This is a genomic window from Buttiauxella sp. B2, assembly GCF_006376615.1.
Taxonomy (GTDB): Bacteria; Pseudomonadota; Gammaproteobacteria; order Enterobacterales; family Enterobacteriaceae; genus Buttiauxella.
Genome location: NZ_VEXQ01000005.1, coordinates 129,971 through 152,647, shown reverse-complemented (window position 1 = coordinate 152,647; position 22,677 = coordinate 129,971). Strand labels below are relative to the sequence as shown.

22 protein-coding genes are annotated in these 22,677 nt (G+C 49.3%); 14 read left to right on the top strand and 8 right to left on the bottom strand.

What is annotated here, in order from left to right; genetic code table 11:
• Nucleotides 1–54 precede the first annotated feature (54 nt).
• Nucleotides 55–1,449 (bottom strand): sugar porter family MFS transporter, encoded by a 1,395-nt coding sequence (locus tag FH968_RS08455; RefSeq protein ID WP_139878705.1) that lies wholly within the window; start codon nt 1,447–1,449, stop codon nt 55–57.
• A gap of 400 nt (nt 1,450–1,849) precedes the next feature.
• Nucleotides 1,850–3,004 carry a methionine adenosyltransferase gene (metK, locus tag FH968_RS08450; RefSeq protein ID WP_139878704.1) on the bottom strand — a complete coding sequence of 385 codons (1,155 nt, stop codon included), beginning with the start codon at nt 3,002–3,004 and terminating at the stop codon, nt 1,850–1,852.
• A gap of 669 nt (nt 3,005–3,673) precedes the next feature.
• Between metK and yqgB the strand changes: the two genes are divergently transcribed.
• From yqgB to speB, 4 genes are read left to right on the top strand one after another with little or no spacing between them, the layout of a single operon-like run.
• On the top strand, nt 3,674–3,820 hold the full coding sequence (yqgB, locus tag FH968_RS08445) for an acid stress response protein YqgB (RefSeq protein WP_139878794.1): 147 nt from the start codon (nt 3,674–3,676) through the stop codon (nt 3,818–3,820).
• Nucleotides 3,813–5,789 (top strand): biosynthetic arginine decarboxylase, encoded by a 1,977-nt coding sequence (speA, locus tag FH968_RS08440; RefSeq protein WP_139878703.1) that lies wholly within the window; start codon nt 3,813–3,815, stop codon nt 5,787–5,789. Before yqgB ends, speA begins: the two co-directional genes overlap by 8 nt.
• A gap of 10 nt (nt 5,790–5,799) precedes the next feature.
• The gene (locus FH968_RS24065; RefSeq protein ID WP_255431485.1) at nt 5,800–5,925 is read left to right on the top strand and encodes a hypothetical protein; all 126 of its coding nucleotides are present in this window, start codon (nt 5,800–5,802) and stop codon (nt 5,923–5,925) included.
• Between the two features lie 57 nt (nt 5,926–5,982).
• Nucleotides 5,983–6,903, top strand: coding sequence for an agmatinase (gene speB, locus FH968_RS08435; RefSeq protein ID WP_139878702.1), 921 nt, complete (start codon nt 5,983–5,985; stop codon nt 6,901–6,903).
• Nucleotides 6,904–6,938: 35 nt separating this feature from the next.
• On the opposite strand, the gene FH968_RS08430 is transcribed toward speB, so the two are convergent.
• Nucleotides 6,939–7,697: a M48 family metallopeptidase gene (locus tag FH968_RS08430; protein ID WP_139878701.1), complete on the bottom strand. Its 759-nt coding sequence runs from the start codon at nt 7,695–7,697 to the stop codon at nt 6,939–6,941.
• 265 nt (nt 7,698–7,962) lie between these two features.
• Here FH968_RS08430 and tkt point away from each other — a divergent pair, with 265 nt between their 5' ends.
• On the top strand, nt 7,963–9,954 hold the full coding sequence (gene tkt, locus FH968_RS08425) for a transketolase (RefSeq protein WP_139878700.1): 1,992 nt from the start codon (nt 7,963–7,965) through the stop codon (nt 9,952–9,954).
• Between the two features lie 67 nt (nt 9,955–10,021).
• On the opposite strand, the gene FH968_RS08420 is transcribed toward tkt, so the two are convergent.
• Genes FH968_RS08420 through FH968_RS08400 form a run of 5 tightly spaced genes read right to left on the bottom strand, consistent with a single transcriptional unit; the run spans nt 10,022 to nt 13,084 of the window.
• The gene (locus FH968_RS08420; RefSeq protein ID WP_139878699.1) at nt 10,022–10,687 is read right to left on the bottom strand and encodes an energy-coupling factor ABC transporter ATP-binding protein; all 666 of its coding nucleotides are present in this window, start codon (nt 10,685–10,687) and stop codon (nt 10,022–10,024) included.
• Complete coding sequence (locus FH968_RS08415) at nt 10,681–11,358, bottom strand: ABC transporter ATP-binding protein (RefSeq protein WP_139878698.1); 678 nt, start codon at nt 11,356–11,358, stop codon at nt 10,681–10,683. The genes FH968_RS08420 and FH968_RS08415 overlap by 7 nt, the downstream gene beginning before the upstream one ends.
• Nucleotides 11,346–12,053, bottom strand: coding sequence for an energy-coupling factor transporter transmembrane component T (locus tag FH968_RS08410; protein ID WP_139878697.1), 708 nt, complete (start codon nt 12,051–12,053; stop codon nt 11,346–11,348). Before FH968_RS08410 ends, FH968_RS08415 begins: the two co-directional genes overlap by 13 nt.
• Nucleotides 12,054–12,632, bottom strand: coding sequence for an ECF transporter S component (locus FH968_RS08405; protein WP_139878696.1), 579 nt, complete (start codon nt 12,630–12,632; stop codon nt 12,054–12,056).
• Nucleotides 12,633–12,655: 23 nt separating this feature from the next.
• Nucleotides 12,656–13,084: a PPC domain-containing DNA-binding protein gene (locus tag FH968_RS08400; RefSeq protein ID WP_139878695.1), complete on the bottom strand. Its 429-nt coding sequence runs from the start codon at nt 13,082–13,084 to the stop codon at nt 12,656–12,658.
• A gap of 447 nt (nt 13,085–13,531) precedes the next feature.
• Between FH968_RS08400 and cmtB the strand changes: the two genes are divergently transcribed.
• The 9 genes from cmtB to fbaA all read left to right on the top strand — a co-directional run bounded on the left by cmtB (nt 13,532) and on the right by fbaA (nt 22,603).
• Complete coding sequence (gene cmtB / locus FH968_RS08395; RefSeq protein WP_139878694.1) at nt 13,532–13,975, top strand: PTS mannitol transporter subunit IIA; 444 nt, start codon at nt 13,532–13,534, stop codon at nt 13,973–13,975.
• Nucleotides 13,976–13,997: 22 nt separating this feature from the next.
• Nucleotides 13,998–15,383: a PTS mannitol transporter subunit IICB gene (locus tag FH968_RS08390; RefSeq protein WP_139878693.1), complete on the top strand. Its 1,386-nt coding sequence runs from the start codon at nt 13,998–14,000 to the stop codon at nt 15,381–15,383.
• A gap of 11 nt (nt 15,384–15,394) precedes the next feature.
• Nucleotides 15,395–16,669 (top strand): zinc-binding dehydrogenase, encoded by a 1,275-nt coding sequence (locus FH968_RS08385; protein ID WP_139878692.1) that lies wholly within the window; start codon nt 15,395–15,397, stop codon nt 16,667–16,669.
• Nucleotides 16,670–16,671: 2 nt separating this feature from the next.
• On the top strand, nt 16,672–17,643 hold the full coding sequence (glpX, locus tag FH968_RS08380; RefSeq protein WP_139878691.1) for a class II fructose-bisphosphatase: 972 nt from the start codon (nt 16,672–16,674) through the stop codon (nt 17,641–17,643).
• A gap of 15 nt (nt 17,644–17,658) precedes the next feature.
• Complete coding sequence (locus tag FH968_RS08375) at nt 17,659–18,168, top strand: MltR family transcriptional regulator (RefSeq protein WP_139878690.1); 510 nt, start codon at nt 17,659–17,661, stop codon at nt 18,166–18,168.
• Nucleotides 18,165–18,872, top strand: coding sequence for a nucleoside/nucleotide kinase family protein (locus FH968_RS08370; protein ID WP_139878689.1), 708 nt, complete (start codon nt 18,165–18,167; stop codon nt 18,870–18,872). Before FH968_RS08375 ends, FH968_RS08370 begins: the two co-directional genes overlap by 4 nt.
• A gap of 316 nt (nt 18,873–19,188) precedes the next feature.
• A complete protein-coding gene (gene epd, locus FH968_RS08365; RefSeq protein WP_139878688.1) occupies nt 19,189–20,208 on the top strand; it encodes an erythrose-4-phosphate dehydrogenase in 1,020 nt (339 codons plus the stop codon).
• A gap of 49 nt (nt 20,209–20,257) precedes the next feature.
• Complete coding sequence (gene pgk / locus FH968_RS08360; RefSeq protein WP_139878687.1) at nt 20,258–21,421, top strand: phosphoglycerate kinase; 1,164 nt, start codon at nt 20,258–20,260, stop codon at nt 21,419–21,421.
• Nucleotides 21,422–21,523: 102 nt separating this feature from the next.
• Nucleotides 21,524–22,603, top strand: a complete 1,080-nt coding sequence (gene fbaA / locus FH968_RS08355) for a class II fructose-bisphosphate aldolase (protein WP_139878686.1) — start codon at nt 21,524–21,526, stop codon at nt 22,601–22,603.
• Nucleotides 22,604–22,677 lie beyond the last annotated feature (74 nt).

Here is a 22,677-nt window from a genome sequence, read left to right as displayed (position 1 = left end):
CGAGGCGAAGCACGGTGCAAGCCCCTCTCGGTTGAGAAGAGGGGCTTGTGATTCTTAGTTGTGAGTACCAATCTCACGTAACCGACGACCTTTCATCAGGTTACGTTCGATGTGTTCCAGAGATACGTGTTTGGTTTCTGGAACCAGCCACAGAGTCAGAACAATAAAGAACAGGTTCAACGCCGCGTAGACCCAGAAGGTATTCGCATTGCCCAGCGTGTTAAGCATCGTCAGGAACGTTGCGCCAACAATCATATTCGCAATCCAGTTGGTTGCTGTAGAGCAAGTGATACCAAAATCACGGCCTTTGAGCGGCTGAATTTCAGAACACAGGACCCAAATCAACGGGCCAGCACTCATCGCAAAACCAATGATGAACATCAGCAACATGGCGATGGCAAAGTACTGCGCGCCTTGGGAGTGAATACCCACATGCAGCATTGTGCCGAGAATACCCATACCAACGGCCATAACCATAAAGCCCAGCACCAGCGTTGGTTTACGGCCCCATCTGTCCACCAGGCCAATTGCAATGAAGGTTGCCAGAACGTTGATAAGACCAACGATGACGGTGCCCCACATTTGCTGCGTGGTGTTGGCAAATCCAGCAATTTCGAAGATTTTCGGTGCGTAGTACATGATGACATTCATACCGGTGAACTGTTGCATCACCTGCAGTAGAACACCCAGGAATACGGCACGACGGAAGTGGCTGTTTTCTTTAAACAGTGACCAGCCGCTTTGTTTAACTTGCAGACTTTCACGGATTTCTTCCAGCTCACGTTTAGCTTCTGCACTGGTATCGCGCAGGCGCATTAGCACGCGCTCAGCATCGTGGAATCGGCGTTTCGCAGCGAACCAGCGTGGGCTGTCCGGTAGGAAAAAGACGCCAACCAGTAAAATCAACGCCGGGATGGTGATAACACCAAGCATCCAGCGCCATGAGCCGCTGTAGCTAAATGCGGTATCGGAAAGATATGCGCCAAGAATACCAATGGTAATCATCAACTGGTACATCGAGATCATGCTGCCGCGGATTTTTTCCGGTGCAATCTCGGACAGATAAAGCGGTGCAGTATAAGACGCAACACCCACAGCCAGACCCAGCAATACGCGGGAAATAATCAGGATTTCGGTATTGGGTGCGAAAGCCGAACACAATGAACCGGCAACGAAAAGCACGGCACCAATCATCAGACTGTATTTACGTCCGATACGGAAGGACAGCCAGCCACTACCCACGGCACCGACTGCTGCACCGAACATCATTGAGCTAACAACCCACTCTTGCTGATGTGCAGTTATCTGGAAATCTTTTGCGATAAACGGTAATGCACCGGCAATAACGCCAATATCCAGGCCAAATAACAAACCGGCCAGGGCTGCAAGGAAACAGACAAAAAAGGTCATGCTTTTGTTCGAGCGCCCTTGTTTTTTAATGTCAGGCATAATGCTCTCCAGTTGAATTAGTAACTTTACCTGTACTTAAGGGTAGGTTAACGCGACGTGAAATTGTGTGACACAACTCACGTTAGTGTAATCGGTTACACTAATGTCAAGAAGTGTGTGTTTAAATTTATTATGTAAAACAGTGAGTTATTTGCGTAAAATAAAAGCAAAAACTAGCGATCAGGACTAATCTGAAAGATTTTGTAACTAGCGCAGCAACAAGCTATTGTCATGGAGAATAATCTTAATTAACACTCCATCAGCATAGATGTAACCGCTTTCACTTCTTTTGCTTGTCTGGGACGAAATTACTTCAGGAAGGTCAGGGAATGGTTCTGGGGATAGAAAAGCGAAAGGCCAGCAGAGCGCTGGCCTTTAAAGTTTAGTGTACTGGTAGGTTTTATTTCAGACCGGCAGCATCACGCAGCAATTCTGCTTTGTCGGTTTTTTCCCAAGGGAAATGCTCACGACCAAAGTGACCGTATGCTGCGGTTTCTTTGTAGATTGGGTGCAGTAGATCCAGCATCTGGATCAGGCCGTATGGACGCAGGTCGAAAAACTCACGCACCAGCAGGGTCAGTTGTTCGGTAGAGACTTTCTCAGTACCGAAGGTTTCAACCATGATAGAGGTTGGCTCAGCCACGCCGATTGCGTAAGAAACCTGAATTTCACAGCGATCTGCAAGACCCGCAGCAACGATGTTTTTCGCCACATAACGAGCCGCGTACGCCGCAGAACGGTCAACTTTAGACGGATCTTTACCGGAGAACGCACCACCACCATGACGAGCCATGCCGCCGTAGGTATCAACGATAATTTTACGACCCGTCAGACCGCAGTCACCCATTGGGCCACCGATAACAAAACGGCCAGTTGGGTTGATGAAGAATTTGGTGCTGGCAGTCAGCCATTCAGCAGGCAGAACCGGCTTAATGATCTCTTCCATGACCGCGTCATGCAGATCTTTTTGCGACACATCTTCAGAGTGCTGTGTAGACAGAACAACTGCATCAATACCGACAATGTTGCCATTGTCGTACTGGAAGGTGACCTGGCTTTTTGCATCCGGGCGTAACCATTTCAGTGTGCCGTTTTTACGAACTTCAGCCTGGCGTTGAACCAGACGGTGTGCGTAAGTGATTGGCGCTGGCATCAGCACGTCGGTTTCGTTGGTCGCATAACCAAACATCAGACCCTGGTCACCCGCGCCTTGCTCCAGCGGGTCGGTGCGGTCAACGCCCTGGTTAATGTCCGGAGACTGTTTGCCGATAGCGCTTAATACTGCACAAGAGTTGGCATCAAAGCCCATATCAGAATGCACGTAACCGATTTCACGAATCGTTTGACGAGTGATTTCTTCGATATCAACCCATGCGCTGGTGGTGATTTCGCCACCGACCAAAACCATGCCAGTTTTGACGTAAGTCTCACACGCTACACGTGCTTTCGGATCCTGTTCGAGGATTGCGTCAAGTACCGCATCGGAGATTTGGTCAGCGATTTTATCGGGATGCCCTTCTGATACAGACTCGGACGTAAAGAGGTGTTTTGCCATGTTTTATTCACCCTAAGAGAATTAGGTTAGTGCAGACTACCGCTAATTGGCACTCACATCAGTTCGATGTACTGATTTATGGAGTTTTTGCCGCAGGTTTAATTTCAGGCAGTCTAACAGTTAATCGGTATAGATGGATTAACATCTGGACGTCTATTCTAGGTTATCCATTAATCAGATTACCAGTGATTTTTGCGTCTGCAAGTTTCAGCAAATAAACTCAGGTGGCAAATTTTACCGACAGCCTTGCAATCCAGGGATTTTTGTTTTGCAATTATGGTCTGTTATCGGTATAAAGCGGCGCGCGCGGCTCATTCAACAAGCACACGATTTTTCTATTCGTGATGCCCACTTCCAGCCGGGTTGAGCAAAAATCTTAGCTTTGGCTTGTCGCACGCCTGAACCGCGTGTGTGGGGGTGATACGATTGATGAACCGCTGTAACTCGCAAAATCTGACGACCAACTTGGTCGCGCAAATGCCCCTCGCAACCTGCATCTCTATGCTACTTTCCAGCCGATGTTATACCCATCTCGGCGCTTCTCAGGATTCTCGGGCTGGTCATTGATCTCCGTGATAACTGAACAAGGGCTCTCTTGTCTTTGACAGGAGTATTCTCGTGGTTTCACCGACCCGTCCTACGGAGCTCGGTAACGTGTTTTACAATGATATGAAAAAGAAACCGGTCGCACAGTTTGTCTGTCAGCGTCTTATGCTGCCGCTACACGCTGTTAATGGGTTGTTATTGCGGGATACCCCTGCGATAGTAGTCAACTGTTTTGCACATTCGTATAAATTTGAGGTTCGCCATGTCTGACAAAATCTCTTCTGTTTCGGGTTCGTCAGTGGGCGAGCAGGATGTACACCGCTCCATGCAGGAGGTTGCCATGAGCTCCCAGGAAGCCAGCAAAATGCTGCGTACTTACAATATTGCCTGGTGGGGCAATAACTATTACGACGTCAACGAATTAGGTCACATTACCGTTTGCCCGGACCCGGATGTCCCAGAGGCGCGTGTTGATCTTGCTGAGCTCGTAAAAGCCCGTGAAGCACAGGGGCAGCGTTTACCTGCACTGTTCTGCTTCCCGCAGATTTTGCAGCACCGCCTGCGTTCTATTAATGCCGCGTTCAAACGTGCTCGTGAATCTTACGGTTATAACGGCAACTACTTCCTCGTTTACCCGATTAAGGTGAACCAGCACCGCCGCGTCATTGAATCTTTGATTCATTCCGGTGAACCGCTGGGCCTTGAAGCTGGCTCTAAAGCTGAATTGATGGCTGTGCTGGCGCATGCGGGCATGACGCGTTCGGTGATTGTCTGTAACGGTTATAAAGACCGTGAATATATCCGTCTGGCGCTTATCGGCGAGAAAATGGGCCATAAGGTCTATCTGGTCATCGAGAAGATGTCAGAAATTCGCATTGTGCTGGAAGAGGCTGAGCGTTTGAATGTAGTGCCACGCCTTGGTGTGCGTGCGCGCCTGGCGTCACAAGGCTCCGGCAAATGGCAATCTTCTGGCGGCGAAAAATCTAAATTTGGTCTGGCGGCGACTCAGGTTCTGCAACTGGTTGAAATGTTGCGTGAAGCCGGTCGTATCGACAGCTTGCAATTGCTGCACTTCCACTTGGGTTCGCAGATGGCGAACATTCGCGATATCGCAACCGGCGTTCGTGAATCTGCTCGTTTCTATGTTGAACTGCATAAGATGGGCGTCAACATTGAGTGCTTCGACGTGGGCGGCGGTCTGGGCGTGGACTATGAAGGGACGCGTTCTCAGTCAGATTGTTCGGTCAACTATGGCTTGAACGAATACGCCAACAACATCATTTGGGCAATCGGTGATGCATGTGAAGAAAACGGTTTACCGCATCCAACGGTGATTACCGAATCGGGTCGTGCGGTTACTGCTCACCACACTGTGTTGGTGTCGAACATCATCGGTGTTGAACGCAACGAATACACTACGCCAACGGCTCCTGCTGAAGACGCACCACGTGCGCTGCAAAGCATGTGGGAAACCTGGGGTGAAATGCACGAGCCGAACAACCGCCGCTCGCTGCGTGAATGGTTGCACGACAGCCAGATTGATTTGCATGATATCCACACCGGCTATGCGGCAGGGAGTTTCTCTTTGCAAGAACGTGCCTGGGCGGAGCAGCTTTATCTGAGCATGTGCCATGAAATCCAGCGCCTGCTGGACCCAAGCAACCGTGCGCACCGTCCTATTATTGATGAACTGCAAGAACGTATGGCGGATAAGATTTACGTCAACTTCTCACTGTTCCAGTCAATGCCGGATGCGTGGGGCATCGATCAGCTGTTCCCGGTACTGCCGCTTGAAGGGTTAAACCAGGTTCCTGAGCGTCGTGCTGTGCTGCTGGATATCACTTGTGACTCCGACGGTGCTATCGATCACTACATCGATGGTGACGGTATTGCGACCACCATGCCAATGCCAGAATACGATGCGGAAAACCCGCCGCTGCTGGGCTTCTTTATGGTTGGCGCATACCAGGAAATTCTGGGCAACATGCACAACCTATTCGGTGATACCGAAGCGGTTGACGTGTTTGTCTTCCCTGACGGCAGCGTAGAAGTTGAGCTTTCTGATGAAGGTGACACCGTTGCGGATATGCTGCAATACGTACAGCTTGATCCAAATACTCTGCTGAAGCATTTCCGCGACCAGGTGAAACAAACTGATCTGGATGAAGGTTTACAGCAGCAGTTCCTTGAAGAATTTGAGGCTGGATTGTACGGCTATACTTATTTGGAAGATGAGTAAGGATTAGCGGATGCGCAGGTTTATTCGCCCAAACGCGAATGAATTCTGCGCTATTGAACCCGAACGAATTTACGGCGATAATCCGCGCCAACAAGCAGTCTGCGAATTCATCCAGTCCCTTCCTCGTCGGGTTTAACGACGCGGAAGGGATTTTTTTTGACATAATTTCAACTATCCACCGCGAGGTCAGACAATGAGCACCTTAGGCCATCAATACGATAACTCCCTGGTATCCAATGCCTTCGGTTTTTTACGTTTTCCACTGAACTTCATGCCATACGACAGCGATGCTGATTGGGTTATCACTGGCGTGCCCTTTGATGCGGCAACTTCTGGCCGTGCGGGTGGGCGTCATGGTCCTGCGGCTATCCGCCAGGTTTCTACCAACCTGGCATGGGAAGGCAACCGCTTTCCGTGGAACTTTGATGTGCGCGAACGTTTGAATGTTGTTGACTGTGGCGACCTGGTTTACGCCTTCGGTGACGCGCGTGATATGAGCGAGCGCCTGCAAGCCCACGCCGAAAAACTGCTGGCTGCTGGTAAACGTATGCTCTCTTTCGGTGGCGACCACTTTGTGACTTTGCCACTGCTGCGCGCTCACGCTAAGCACTTTGGTAAAATGGCGCTGGTGCATTTTGATGCCCACACAGATACCTACGCGAACGGTTGCGAGTTTGACCACGGCACCATGTTCTACACCGCGCCAAACGAAGGGTTGATCGACCCACACCATTCTGTGCAGATTGGTATCCGTACTGAGTTCGACAAAGATAACGGTTTTACCGTGCTTGATGCAGGCCAGGTCAATGATCGTACCGTTGATGATGTACTGGCTCAGGTGAAACAGATTGTGGGTGATATGCCTGTTTATCTGACCTTTGACATCGACTGTCTGGATCCTGCATTTGCGCCAGGTACCGGTACGCCGGTTATCGGTGGTTTGACGACCGATCGCGCTCTGAAGCTGGTTCGCGGTTTGAAAGATTTGAACATCGTAGGTATGGATGTAGTGGAAGTTTCTCCAGCTTACGATCAATCTGAAATCACTGCGTTGGCAGGGGCGACATTGGCTCTGGAAATGCTCTACATCCAGGCTGCTAAAAAAGGCGAATAGTGTTTTGGCCGCCCTGAGTAAGGGCGGCCAGGCATTTATTTCAAGCCATCTGCTGCCATACGGTCGCGAATATGTTGCGCACGTTCGGCAGAAGCAGGGTGGTCGTCAAGCATTGAGCTTTGGCGGCCTTCTTCCGCTTTAGCCAGTTTTTCAAAGCTGGTTGCCAGCCCAATTGGGTTGATTCCGCGTTTTCTTAACAAATCATACGAGTAGTCATCGGCTTCAGATTCCTGGCGCTGGGAGAACTGTGCATTTACCAGTTTTTCACCTAAATCACCCAGCTGAGACTGCGACAAACTACCAATCACACCGCCTGCTGAGGCCGCTGCAACACGTGCAGCGTTAGTGCTCAACGCGACCTGCATACCTTTCTTCACATGACCAAGAGCAACGTGGCCCATTTCATGGCCGATAACGGCTTCGACTTCGTTATCGTTCATCATGTCCATTAGACCGCTGTAAACGCGGATACAGCCGTTAGCCATTGCAAAGGCGTTCACGTCTTTAGTGACGTAAACCTTGTAGTTCACTGGCATACCGTTGATGTTGTCGCCCAGAGCAGCGGAAATTTTGGTCAGGCGCTGTGCATATTCGCTGCTGGCTGGAGCGATGCTCGCTTTGCTATCGAGTTCGGCACAGGATTTGTCACTCAGATCTTTTACCTGTGCATCACTTAATGTGTACGCCTGAAATGCTTCCGCACCGGAAGCCAGCAGGCCGTTAGAATCCATGTTCTGGCAACCGCTCAGTAGGGCGGCAACGCTCAGGCTTAGTAAAATTGGGCGCAATTTCATGCCAATATCCTTAATTAGTGACAACTTCTCAGGGGGGATTGAGCCGCGCAGAGCGGGCTTACGGCTTTAGTATAAAGAAGTTAATCAGACACGCGCAGTAACTTGCGCAACATGCGAGCAGGTTCCAGAGATTTCTTAACCAGACAAAAGGATGCTCCATGTACATGGCACACGGCTTGCGGTACATTGATGGCAATTTTTTGGGCGTAGCCCATTACGCATAGTAGTCAAGGCGTGACCTTCAACCATCCGATCTGGAGTCAAAATGTCCTCTCGTAAAGAGCTTGCCAATGCTATTCGTGCACTCAGCATGGACGCAGTACAAAAAGCCAAATCCGGTCACCCGGGTGCCCCTATGGGCATGGCCGACATTGCCGAAGTCCTGTGGCGCGATTTCCTGAACCATAACCCGCAGAACCCTGCATGGGCTGACCGCGACCGTTTCGTTCTTTCTAACGGCCACGGCTCAATGCTGATTTACAGCCTGTTGCATCTCACAGGTTATGACTTGCCGATTGAAGAATTGAAAAACTTCCGTCAGCTGCATTCCAAAACTCCGGGCCACCCGGAAGTGGGCTACACCGCCGGTGTAGAAACCACAACTGGCCCGCTGGGTCAGGGTGTTGCGAACGCCGTAGGTATGGCGATTGCTGAACGTACTATGGCTGCACAGTTCAACCGTCCTGGTCATGACATCGTTGACCACTTCACCTACACCTTTATGGGTGATGGCTGCATGATGGAAGGTATCTCCCATGAAGTCTGCTCGCTGGCGGGTACGCTGGGTCTGGGTAAACTGGTTGCCTTCTATGATGACAACGGTATTTCTATCGACGGCCATGTTGAAGGCTGGTTCACCGATGATACGGCGAAACGTTTTGAAGCCTACGGCTGGCACGTAGTGCGCGGCGTGGACGGCCACGATGCAGACGCTATCAAACGCGCTGTTGAAGAAGCTAAAGCTGTAACCGACAAACCTTCACTGCTGATGTGCAAAACCATCATCGGTTTCGGTTCACCAAACAAAGCCGGTACGCACGATTCACATGGCGCACCTTTGGGTGATGCAGAAATCGCGCTGACCCGTGAAGCGCTGGGCTGGAAACACGCGCCGTTCGAAATCCCACAAGACATTTATGCTCAGTGGGATGCGCGTGAAGCAGGCCAGGCGAAAGAAGCGGCATGGAACGAGAAGTTCGCTGCCTACGCTAAAGCTTTCCCGCAAGAAGCAGCCGAATTCATCCGTCGTATGAAAGGCGATATGCCTGCTGATTTTGCCGCTAAAGCGCAAGAGTTCATCGCGAACCTGCAGGCTAACCCTGCAAAAATCGCCAGCCGTAAAGCATCCCAGAACACCATCGAAGCATTCGGCCATATGTTGCCTGAATTCCTCGGCGGCTCTGCAGATCTTGCGCCTTCTAACCTGACTATCTGGTCTGGTTCTAAAGCGATCAACGAAGATCTTGCCGGTAACTACATCCATTACGGTGTACGTGAATTCGGTATGACGGCAATTGCGAACGGTATCGCGTTGCACGGTGGTTTCCTGCCGTACACCTCTACCTTCCTGATGTTTGTTGAATATGCCCGTAATGCGGTGCGTATGGCAGCATTGATGAAACAACGCCAGGTGATGGTGTATACCCATGATTCCATCGGTCTGGGCGAAGATGGCCCGACTCACCAGCCGGTCGAGCAACTTGCTGCCCTGCGCGTGACGCCAAACATGAGCACATGGCGTCCGTGTGACCAGGTAGAATCAGCGGTTGCGTGGAAATACGCAGTAGAACGTCACGACGGCCCGACCGCTCTGATCTTCTCCCGCCAGAACCTGGCACAGCAAGATCGTACTGAGCAGCAACTGGCGGATATCGCTCGCGGCGCATACATCCTGAAAGATTGTGCAGGCCAGCCTGAACTGATTTTGATCGCGACCGGTTCTGAAGTTGAACTGGCTGTTGCAGCCTGGGATCAGCTGTCTGCTGAAGGCATCAAAGCACGCGTGGTTTCCATGCCGTCTACCGATGCATTCGACAAACAAGATCCAGCTTACCGTGAAGCAGTGTTACCTAAAGCAGTTGCTGCGCGTGTTGCCATCGAAGCCAGCATCGCTGACTACTGGTACAAATACGTTGGCCTGAACGGCGCGGTTGTGGGCATGACCACCTTCGGTGAATCTGCACCAGCTGAGCTGTTGTTCGAAGAGTTTGGCTTCACCGTAGAAAACGTGGTGAAACAGGCTAAAGCAGTTCTGTAATTGCTGTACGTATGATAAACGGGTCGCTCAGGCGGCCCGTTTTTTTTGCCTGAATCTAACTGAGGATTTACGCAGGGGAACCATCGCTTGTTATTGAACCTTCGGCAAGCCGGATGACTCTGGGAAAGTGGCGATGGGTAAAGTCCTGATCGTGGCTGATGGCAAGAATTGTGGTTCCACGCCGTTGGCAAACGGCAAGCCAGGATTCAAAAAGTCCCAACCAGTGTTCGTCAAAATCTCGGCTCGGCTCATCCAGCAGAAGCAGCGGTGGTGCCATTACTTCCAGACTAGCAACAGCAACCATGCGTCGTTGCGCTACATGTAAATCCAATGGATGTGCCAGGGCTTCATCCAGTAAGCCACACAACGTGAGTGCTGCTGTTGTACGACGTTCGATTTCATCCAATGGCAATTTTTGCAAACGCAATCCGAAGGCGACTTCATCAATCACTTTGCTGTGGAGAACCTGGTTCTCCGCTTCCTGAAATAATACCCCGATAATGGCCGCCCGTTGCTTTGCTTTTAGTTGCGCAAGCGTATGTCCTTGAACTTTAATTATTCCCGCGCAGGGGGAAAGTAACCCAGCCATCAAGCGTAACAAGGTGGATTTACCCGCACCGTTGTCTCCGGATAACGCCACCCACTCTTGTGGTTGAATGTTTAGCGATAACCCTTTCAAGCAGAGTTGTGTCGCGTGAGGCCAGCGAAAATCCACGTTTTCAAGATTCAACATAATGAAACCAACTCTCCTGCTCGGAGTTGCCATGCATGTTGGCAATAGCTGAGCATCGGCTCAGGTTTATGAGCAAACAAAATAACCAACGCACCTTCAGCATTTGCCCAACTGGAAAGGCGTTCAAGAAGGCGATGTGTTGTTTGTTCTGTCAGGCGGCTGAAGGTTTCATCCAACAGCAGGATTTTTGGTTTCATGGCCAGGGCGCAGGCAATTACCACGCGCTGAGCCTCGCCGCCAGATAGCGTGCTGGGATGACGGTGACGCAGCGGCTGGCAGTCAGTGAATGCCAGCGCCATATCAATACGTGCAAGGATTTCCTGCTCATTCAGGCAGAGGTTTTCAGGGCCAAATGCGACCTCTTCTTCAACGCTGAACGTACAGCCTGAAAGCTGTAGATACGGCGACTGCTGTACCAACTGAATGGTTTGTGCCTGTTCAGTTAGCGAAAGCTGCCCGATTGGATTACCGAGCAAGTTGCCAGTACCGCTAATCGTGCCAGGTAAAAAGTCTGGATACCATCCAGCGAGTAGTTGTGCCATCGTGCTCTTACCGCTGCCATTACCACCGATAATGGCTATTACTCCAGGTTGTGTATAACTAAAATTTAAGCGGCGTGGAGGCGAATTACCGTGCATCGGTTGGTAGCAAAAATCTTCTAGCGTAACCATATCCACCCTCCTGCTTCTGCCGCCATCAACACCACCATGCCATAGCGCAGATTTCGCTGGAAAATGCTGTCTTTGGGTGCCCACAGCGTAGTACGCCTGCGATGCAGACGAAACGCGCGCATATCCAGTGCCGCACCACGTACCGCCAAATCGTTAAGCGCGTTGTGAGTGAGTGGAACAATCAGCGTCGGAATTGCCCGGAGGCGCTGATACCACCGTCCATCCAGCGGTACACCTCGCGCCCGTTGTGCTTCATGGATGGTGTACAACTGGTGTTTGAGCTGTTCAACGACCAACAGTGGCCCCGAAAGCAGATACGCGAGACCTGGCGGTAAACGACTAGCAAAAAGTGCCCGTATAAACTGGCGCACGGGCACAAATTGCATCCATAGTTGCGAGGTGGAAACAATCGTCAGAATTCGCATCCAAAGCGTTACGGCCATTGTCCACTGGGCTGGGTCACGTGGCTGACCGTTAAACCAGTGCGCCAACCAACCACCGTGAATCAACCACAGGCCGGCACCCAGTGACAACATCAGCCAGGCCACGTAACGCGCACGATGGCGTGTGGCGCGAATCACCAGCAAGCTGGTAAAAGCCGTAACGGCACAAACATTTAACCCAATTCCTGTGGGCATCAGCAGTGCGGAACAGGCTGCCAGGCCCCATAGCGTAAGGGATGTAAAGGGATGCATTCAGCGTACAGCCGACATAGCAGGGAAGTGGCGCAGAGTACGCAACGGCAGTTGGCGTAATAAAACCCACACTATGATTGCCGTCAGAATTTTATCTACCAGGTTTGCACCCAGTACCGTGATAGCGACTGACTCCATCAGATCTTTGCCCATAGTGTGCATCCAGGCAACAAACAGATCTGCGCCACTGCCCGTCACACCCGCAAATAAGTAGGTGCGCAACGGTACGGCTGAAACGGTGACTGCAAGAGTAATCACAATGCCGGTGACGATAACTTTAGGTAGGGTTTTGAACCAGCCCAAACGCGCCATCCATCCGGCGACTAAACCGATAATCATGGCGATGGGGGCAAAGGCTGCGGCTATCGGGTCGGTCAGTAAGCCCCAGAGCAGGTTGGTTAGTAAACCGGTCAACATGCCGATGACTGGGCCGAGTAATACGGCGCTGATAATAGTGCCTATAGAATCGAGAAAAATAGGTAGCTTGAGCATGCTGACTATCTGCCCACCCGTCATATTGATGGCAACACAAATAACAATTAATGCCAGTGCCTGGCTTGAGAATTGGCGGCGAGCCATAGTGACCTCATTTTTAAAGAAAATTAGCGGGATGTGACAACCAGTTCTTCGTAACCCGATGCGGGGCAGGGTTGGCGACTGAACGACAGAGACGTCAGCTCACCCAGGATCAGTTCAAGCGTGGTGCGCACCGTACAACCTGGCATCATATGGCCGCCGATCAAATTGCCATTTTTATCGGCAACGCTAAGGTGTAAATGTTCGCCGGTTAATTCCAGTGTTCCACTAAGCGAGGTCACTTCGAATTTACCGTTCAACAACGTGGTTTCTTCTTTAGCCGCGTAGCGCAGTGCTACATCAGTCAGGCTGCCGGTACAGCCCGCGATCCAGCCTGCCTGCAGCTGATGTTGTTGAATAAAATCGCGTAACTGGCTGAGAACTTCCTGGCCGGGAAGCAAACGCAATGCATAGAAATGTGCGGGAGACGCAGGGGATATCAGGCGTGTTGTCATGGGATACTCGTTTACTCCGAACTCGGACGTGGTGAGATTCTAGGGGGATCGTTCGGAGTGATTACTGATACAAATCAGGAAAACGCAGCCATAGTGAAATCGATCCTCACCAGCCCGCTTTTAAGATAAACTGTTGCTCCTTCTTAATGTTCAAAAATGGTCATTCAAATAGTTCTCAGATCGCTTTTTTAGAATCAGGCAATAGATTAATTGTTATGATCGTCACAAATTTGATAGCAATATAAATATTTAAACTGTGACTGGTGTCAAATTAACGCTATTGACAATTCAAATAATTATAAGGTTAATGTATTAACTAATTGAAAATAAAGATTAAATATTTTATCGGTTGAGTTAATGACTCTGAGCCCCCTCATTTGATTTATTTTTTGTACAGGAATACTTTAATTAAAATAAAAAGTACCCGACACAAAAGAGGAAGTGAGTATGCGGTTGATCGATTATTTCCCTGATGCTTCCATTTCAATAAAGGACAACGCCGAGGACTGGCAGCAGGCAGTGGATTATTCAATGGAAGTTCTTTTGAAAAAAGGCTATGTCACATCAGGCTACGTTGACTCCATTAAAAAAACCACACTTGAAATAGGACCGTATTATATATTGGCTCCATTTATTGCAATGCCGCATGCCAGACCAGAATGCGGAGCAGTAAAAACCGGGTTGTCTCTAACGTTACTTAAAAATGCAGTTGCCTTTGGTGAGAGTAAAGAACCGGTTAAATTATTAATTGGTTTATCTGCCGCTGATTCTGATGAGCATATTGGTGCTATTCAGGCATTAAGCGAAATATTTTGCGAAGAGTCACAGATTGAAGCTTTATTAAATGCAAATACCGAGCGACAGTTGGTGGATATTATCGCTCAAGGGTAATCTTATTTTCGTCAGGATAAATATGAAAAATAAATCAACTCGAGCCAAAGTCCAGGCATTCGGGGGATTCCTTACTGCTATGGTGATCCCAAACATTGGCGCTTTTATTGCGTGGGGATTTATTACCGCGTTATTTATTCCCACCGGTTGGCTGCCTAATGAGCACTTTGCCAAAATAGTCGGGCCGATGATCACCTATTTATTGCCGGTGATGATTGGTTCTACTGGCGGTCATTTGGTTGGTGGTAAACGCGGTGCTGTAATGGGTGGGATTGGTACTATCGGAGTTATCGTCGGTGCAGATATTCCGATGTTTATCGGTGCGATGATTATGGGGCCACTCGGCGGTTGGATTATCAAATTCATCGATAACAAACTCGAAAAGCGTATCCCGGCCGGTTTTGAAATGGTGGTTAACAACTTCTCGCTGGGTATCGCGGGGATGCTGCTTTGCCTGTTCGCCTTCGAGATTATTGGCCCTGCGGTGCTGGTGGCCAACAACTTTGTCAAAGAGTGCATTGAATGGCTGGTCAGTACCGGTTATTTACCGCTGCTGTCTGTGATAAATGAACCGGCAAAAGTACTCTTTCTTAACAATGCTATTGATCAAGGTGTTTATTACCCGTTAGGAATGCAGCAGGCATCAGATACCGGTAAGTCCATCTTCTTTATGGTGGCGTCGAATCCGGGACCAGGGCTTGGTTTGTTGCTCGGCTTTGCGATTTTTGGCAAAGGAATGGCAAAGAAATCAGCACCGGGCGCGATGATTATTCACTTCCTGGGCGGTATTCATGAACTCTATTTCCCGTATGTGCTGATGAAACCCCTCACGCTGATTGCCATGATTGCGGGCGGTATGTCAGGGATTTATACCTTCAATTTGTTAGGTGCAGGTTTAGTTGCTGGCCCAAGTCCTGGTTCCATCTTTGCTTATCTGGCACTGACACCACGCGGCTCCTTCTTTGCCACCATTGCAGGTGTGACTGTTGCAACCGCCGTGTCTTTTGTTATCACCTCGTTCATCCTGAAAATGGACCGTAGTAAAGAAGTCGAGGCAGAAGACAGCTTCAATGAGACGGCGAGCGCCATGAAAACGATGAAGCAAGAAGGCGCATGGGGTACCATGCCAGTGAAGTTGGTGGCCTTTGTTTGCGATGCGGGTATGGGGTCCAGTGCGATGGGGGCAACGACTTTCCGTAAGCGCCTTGAGAAGCAAGGAATGACAACCGAAGTTAAACATTATTCTATTGAGAATGTGCCTGAGCATGCCGAGATTATCGTCACTCACGCAAGCCTGGAGGGGCGTGTGAAGCTCGTGACGAATAAACCTTTGGTGCTGATAAATAACTATATTGGCGACCCAAAACTTGATGTGCTGTTTACTGAATTAACTGCGCAAACTAAATAATAAGGATTCACATGAAAACGAAAGTTGCTGCCATTTATGGCAAGCGGGATGTCCGCATCCGCGAATTCGAATTACCTAATATCAACGATGATGAATTATTGGTGAGCGTAATTTCAGATAGTGTTTGTTTATCGACATGGAAAGCAGCATTACTGGCTAGCGAACATAAACGTGTTCCTGATGATTTAGAGAATCATCCCGTTATTACCGGGCATGAATGTGCCGGTGTCATTGTGGAAGTGGGTAAAAATCTGACCACAGAGTATAAAAAAGGTCAACGCTATGTTCTGCAACCGGCAATGGGATTGCCAAGCGGTTATTCTGCAGGATACAGCTACGAATATTTTGGCGGCAACGCCACTTATATGATTATCCCAAAACAGGCAATCGATCTGGGTTGTGTTTTGCCGTATCACGGATCTTATTTTGCTGCGGCTTCATTAGCCGAACCAATGTGCTGTATCATTGGTGCTTACAAAGCCAATTATCACACGACTCAATATGTCTATGAACACCGGATGGGAATTAAAGCCGGTGGCAATTTGGCATTATTGGCCTGCGCAGGGCCAATGGGGATGGGTGCTATTGATTATGCAATTAACGGTAATATTAAGCCGGGAAAAATTGTGGTAGTGGATATTGATGAAGCTCGCCTGGCGCAAGCGCAAAAACTGTTGCCGGTCGAAATGGCTGCTCGCAAAGGCATTGAACTTATCTATGTGAATAGTAAGTCGCTTAGTAACCCTGCTGAAGAATTACGTGAGATGACCGGTGGCGCAGGTTTTGATGATGTATTCGTCTATGCCGCTGTGCCTTCTGTTATTGAGCTTGGCGACGATTTACTTGCAGATGATGGTTGTCTTAATTTCTTTGCTGGGCCGACAGATAAGAACTTTAAAGTGCCATTTAATTTCTACAACGTTCATTACGGTAGTACGCATATTGTGGGAACTTCTGGCGGTTCAACGGATGACATGAAAGAGGCGATTGCACTTTCGGCACTGGGGAAAATTCAGCCTTCATTCATGGTCACCCATATCGGCGGTCTGGATGCTGTGCCTGAAACGGTGCTCAATCTTCCGAATATTCAGGGGGGTAAAAAGCTGATTTATAACGGTGTCACAATGCCGCTGACTGCGCTAACTGATTTTGAACAGCTTGGGAAAACCGATCCGCTATTCCACCACCTCGCCGAACTCATCGCGCAAACACATGGTGTATGGAACGAGGCCGCAGAAAAGTATTTATTAGCGCATTTTGGTGTTGATATCGGAGAGGAAGCTTAACTATGAAAGCGTTGGCTTATCCTTTTTTCCGTACCACGGAACAGGCAGCATTAGCTGCCTGGCCACTCATCGGCTGCGGTGACAAGAATCGTATTGATGGAGTTGCAGTGCAGGCGATGCGGAATGCGCTTAATCAAATTGATATGCAAGGGAGAATTGTCATTGGCGAGGGGGAAATTGATCATGCTCCCATGCTGTTTATAGGCGAAATGTTAGGTAACGGCCAGAGTCCGCAAATTGATATCGCGGTTGATCCCATAGAAGGCACTCGTATGGTGGCAATGGGGCAGAATAATGCACTGGCGGTGATGGCTTGTGCGCCCGTGGGCACTTTGCTTCATGCACCAGACATGTATATGAAGAAACTGGTGGTCGGTAAGAAGGCTAAAGGTGTCATTAATTTGGCTGCCTCGCTTGAGGATAATCTGCGAAATATTGCGAGGGCGCTGGGGAAACCGCTTGAACGGCTGCGAATGGTCACACTCGATAAGCCACGTCATCAGGAGCTGATAGCCCAGGCTACAAGCCTTGGCGTAAAAGTCATGGCTCTGCCGGATGGAGATGTTGCGGCAAGTGTCATGACTTGCCTGCTGGAAAATCAGTATGACGTGATGTACAGCATCGGTGGTGCGCCAGAAGGTGTGATTTCTGCCTGCGCTGTTAAAGCGCTAGGGGGAGAAATGCAGGTTGAGCTGTTGGATTTCTGTCAGGCAAAAGGGGAATCACCCGAACATCGTCAAATTGCTGATTCTGAATTGCGTCGTTGCGCCGAAATGGGGGTAGAAATAAACCGCATTTATAGCCTGGATGAAATAGTCAAAAGCGATGAGGTTCTCTTCTCTGCCACAGGTGTTACGGGGGGCGATATTCTGCAAGGTGTGCGAGAAGAAGGGGATGTTGTGCGCACTCAGACGCTCTTGATTAATGGTATAGAGCGTACCTGTAATATTATAGACTCTCTACATCACCTCTAATGTACTGAGCTATTGATGACCGCATTGAACGAAGATGATGTGCTTGAACGGCTAGAAGCGCAAAGTTCGCTGGCCTCATTTATGAGCGTCGCTCACGAGATTTTGCTTTCCGGCATCCGGCAATTTTTACCTTCGCTATTTGTTGATAATGATGAAGAGATCCTTGAGTACGCTGTTAAACCGTTGCTTGCCAGAAGTGGGCCGCTTGATGATATCGACGTTGCGCTACGCCTGATTTACGCGCTGGGGAAAATGGATAAATGGCTTTATGCCGACATTACCTGTTTTGCTCAATTTTGCGATTTTGTGCAGCACAGCAAAGAGACCGTTCAGTTTCATGATGATGTCACTTACGATTTTATTGTGAACCTGAATTCGATTACCCAAAACGCGACACTTTTTAATGCGATAAAAAGCATGAAATATTCGGACTTCTCAATCTATTCCGAAGCGCGTTATGGCAGCCTGGTGAAAACAGCGTTATCTCTGGCGGTAACTTCATTGTTGAAGGAGCTAGTTTGGTGAATACCACATTGATAATTAATGGGTTAGAGACGCAAGCCTGTTTTAAAGATGATGAAGTTGAATCGTTACATAAGCCTTTATTGGCGTTGTTTGCTGAAAAGCAAAAAGCGCTGGGGCGTCGGTTGGTGGTCTTTCTCGCAGCACCTCCGGGAACAGGGAAATCTACCCTGGTGTCATTTTGGGAATATCTGAGTTCGCTGGATGAAACTTTGCCCGCTATCCAGGCTTTGCCAATGGACGGTTTTCATCATTACAACGAGTATTTGCTGGCGAACAATCTCAAGCAGCACAAAGGTGCGCCGCAAACATTTAATGTGCAAAAGCTAACTAACGCGTTGCGCAGTTTGCAAACACCAGGCAGCTACTGGCCACAGTACGACCGCAATCTGCATGACCCTGTCGAAAACGCGATTGCAGTGGAAGCACCGATTGTGGTGGTCGAAGGTAACTGGTTGCTGCTCAATCAGCCTGAATGGCAGGCCTTGCGCTCACTTTGCGATTACTCAATCTTTATTTCCGCATCACCCGAACAGCTTTTCGAACGTTTAATTGGCAGAAAAATACGTGGTGGCTTGACACGAGATCAGGCTGAGGAATTTTTCCACGCTACAGACGGCCCAAATGTGCTGTGTGTATTGAATCATAGCCAGTCTGCCGATGTGCAGTTGCGCATGTGCGAGCAAGGTGGCTACTCCCTTTGTTAATTACGGCGGGGTCGGTAATACGACCTTACCGTTTTCCATCATTTTCGATTTTAGCGGACTATTATTCATCCATCGCTGGAATCACGTTGCATTTATTCCATCAAATTTGTGACATACGTCAGAAGATTGGTTTGCTGATCAGGGATGACGTTCACTTTATTCCTCGTTTCGCTTACCATAGCTGAAGCGTTTCAGTCGATTAATAAATCGACAATTAAGCAAACAATTGCAGTTTCGTGAGTGCGAGGATTCCCCTCAGGCGGTTGCTGGATTACTCTGTCAGCAACTCAGTTTCAGGGATTCTGGCAGGAGAGATATGACCGTACGCATCGCAATTAATGGCTTCGGTCGCATTGGGCGCAACGTGGTACGTGCTTTGTACGAATCCGGTCGCCGTGCGGAAATTACCGTCGTAGCAATCAATGAATTGGCTGATGCTGCGGGCATGGCGCATCTGCTGAAGTACGACACCAGTCATGGGCGATTTGCCTGGGACGTTCGTCAGGAGCGCGATCAACTTTGGATCGGCGAAGATACCGTTCGTTTGCTGCATGAGCCGACGATTGCCGCGTTGCCGTGGCGTGAGCTAGGCGTTGATGTAGTGCTCGACTGCACCGGTGTATTTGGTTCCCGCACAGACGGTATCGCTCATCTGGAAGCCGGCGCTAAAAAGGTTCTCTTCTCGCATCCTGGTGGTAACGATCTTGATGCTACCGTGGTTTATGGTGTTAACCACGAAGAGGTGATTGCCGAACACCGCATCGTCTCGAATGCTTCCTGCACCACCAACTGCATTATTCCTATCATAAAATTGCTTGATGATGCATACGGCATTGAGATGGGTACTGTGACAACGATTCACTCAGCGATGCACGATCAGCAGGTTATTGATGCTTATCATCCTGACCTACGACGCACCCGTGCAGCCAGCCAGTCGATCATTCCAGTTGATACGCGTCTGGCGGCGGGGATTACGCGTATTTTCCCGAAATTCAACGATCGTTTTGAAGCGATTGCGGTGCGAGTTCCGACGATTAACGTCACCGCGATTGATTTAAGTGTCATTGTGAGAGATGCGGTAAAATCCAATGAAGTCAACCTGTTGCTGCAAAAAGCAGCGCGAGATTCATTTCATGGTATAGTTGACTATACGGAATTACCGTTGGTCTCGACTGATTTTAACCACGATCCGCATAGTGCCATTGTTGATGGCACGCAAACCCGGGTCAGTGGGCAACATCTGATTAAAACTCTAGTCTGGTGTGATAACGAATGGGGCTTTGCTAACCGAATGCTCGACACGACGTTAGTCATGGCTGCAAGTGGTTTCAGGTAGGGCGTTTCATGCGCCTGCAAAACTTTAAGAATCAACGAGAGGGTTCACCATGTCTGTAATTAAGATGGCCGATCTGGATCTGGCTGGTAAGCGTGTATTGATCCGTTCTGATCTGAACGTACCAGTTAAAGAAGGGAAAGTGACGTCTGATGCACGTATTCGCGCATCTTTGCCGACCATTGAAGCAGCCCTGAAGCAAGGCGCTAAAGTAATGGTAACGTCTCACTTGGGTCGTCCGACCGAGGGTGAGTACAACGAAGAGTACTCTTTACTGCCAGTAGTTAACTATCTGAAAGACAAACTGTCTTCTCCTGTTCGTCTGGCTAAAGATTACCTCGATGGCGTTGAAATTGCTGCAGGTGAGCTGGTTGTTCTGGAAAACGTTCGCTTTAACAAAGGCGAAAAGAAAGACGACGAAACCCTATCTAAAAAATACGCTGCTCTGTGCGACGTATTCGTAATGGACGCATTCGGTACGGCTCACCGTGCACAGGCTTCTACTCACGGTGTTGGCAAATTTGCTCCTATTGCGTGTGCAGGCCCACTGTTGGCTGCAGAACTGGAAGCTCTGGGCAAAGCCTTGGGTAACCCCGCTCGCCCAATGGTTGCAATCGTTGGCGGTTCTAAAGTTTCTACCAAACTGACCGTTCTGGATTCACTGTCCAAAATCGCTGACCAGTTGATTGTTGGTGGTGGCATCGCGAACACCTTCGTTGCTGCCCAAGGCCACAACGTCGGTAAATCCCTGTACGAAGCAGACTTGGTTGAAGAAGCTAAACGCCTGCTGACTATCTGTGATATCCCTGTTCCAGCTGACGTTCGTGTTGCGACTGAGTTCTCTGAGTCTGCTGCTGCAACCCTGAAATCTGTTAACGATGTGAAATCTGACGAGCAGATCCTGGATATCGGTGATGCTTCAGCTGAGCAACTGGCTGAAATCCTGAAGAATGCGAAAACTATTCTGTGGAACGGTCCGGTTGGCGTGTTCGAATTCCCGAATTTCCGTAAAGGTACTGAAATCGTTGCTAATGCAATTGCAGACAGCGAAGCATTCTCTATCGCAGGCGGCGGTGACACTCTGGCAGCAATCGACCTGTTCGGCATTGCTGACAAGATCTCCTACATCTCCACTGGTGGCGGCGCATTCCTCGAGTTCGTGGAAGGTAAAGTACTGCCAGCAGTAGCGATGCTCGAAGAGCGCGCTAAGAAGTAATGATTACGGGCAGGATTTCCTGCCCGTTGATTTTTTGCCGCTGCTAAGTATTAGGTGGCACAAACGTTTTTTCTAACGGCCGACGATACAGGACAACCAAACATGTCTAAGATTTTTGATTTCGTAAAACCTGGTGTGATCACTGGTGATGACGTACAGAAAGTTTTCCAGATAGCAAAAGAAAACAGCTTTGCTCTGCCAGCAGTTAACTGCGTAGGCACCGATTCTATCAACGCCGTACTGGAAACCGCTGCGAAAGTTAAAGCACCCGTTATCGTTCAGTTCTCTAACGGTGGCGCTGCTTTCATCGCTGGTAAAGGCGTGAAAACTGACGTTCCTCAGGGGGCTGCAATCCTGGGTGCTATTTCTGGCGCGCATCACGTACACCAGATGGCTGAACATTACGGCGTGCCTGTAATCCTGCACACTGACCACTGCGCTAAGAAACTGCTGCCGTGGATTGATGGGTTGTTAGACGCGGGTGAAAAACACTTCGCTGCTACCGGTAAACCACTGTTCTCTTCTCACATGATCGACCTGTCTGAAGAGTCTCTGGAAGAAAACATCGAGATCTGCTCTAAATATCTGGCTCGCATGTCCAAAATCGGCATGACGCTGGAAATTGAACTGGGTTGTACTGGTGGTGAAGAAGATGGCGTAGACAACAGCCATATGGACGCTTCTGCTCTGTATACTCAGCCAGAAGACGTTGATTACGCGTACACTGAGCTGAGCAAAATCAGCCCACGTTTCACCATCGCGGCTTCTTTCGGTAACGTTCACGGTGTTTACAAACCAGGCAACGTGGTTCTGACCCCGACTATCCTGCGCGATTCTCAGGATTATGTTTCTAAGAAACACAACCTGCCGCACAACTCCCTGAACTTCGTATTCCACGGCGGTTCCGGTTCTACTGCTCAAGAAATCAAAGATTCCGTGAGCTACGGTGTTATCAAAATGAACATCGATACCGACACCCAGTGGGCTACTTGGGAAGGTATTCTGAGCTACTACAAAGCTAACGAAGCTTACCTGCAGGGCCAGTTGGGCAACCCTAAAGGTGAAGACCAGCCGAACAAGAAATACTACGATCCACGCGTATGGTTGCGTTCTGCACAGACTTCCATGATCACCCGCCTGGAGCAGGCTTTCAAAGAACTGAACGCAGTAGACGTTCTGTAATTGTTGCCTCCTAAGTGATGTATCGAAAAGTCCGCCTCGCGCGGACTTTTTTTTATATTTAATTATGAGAACGC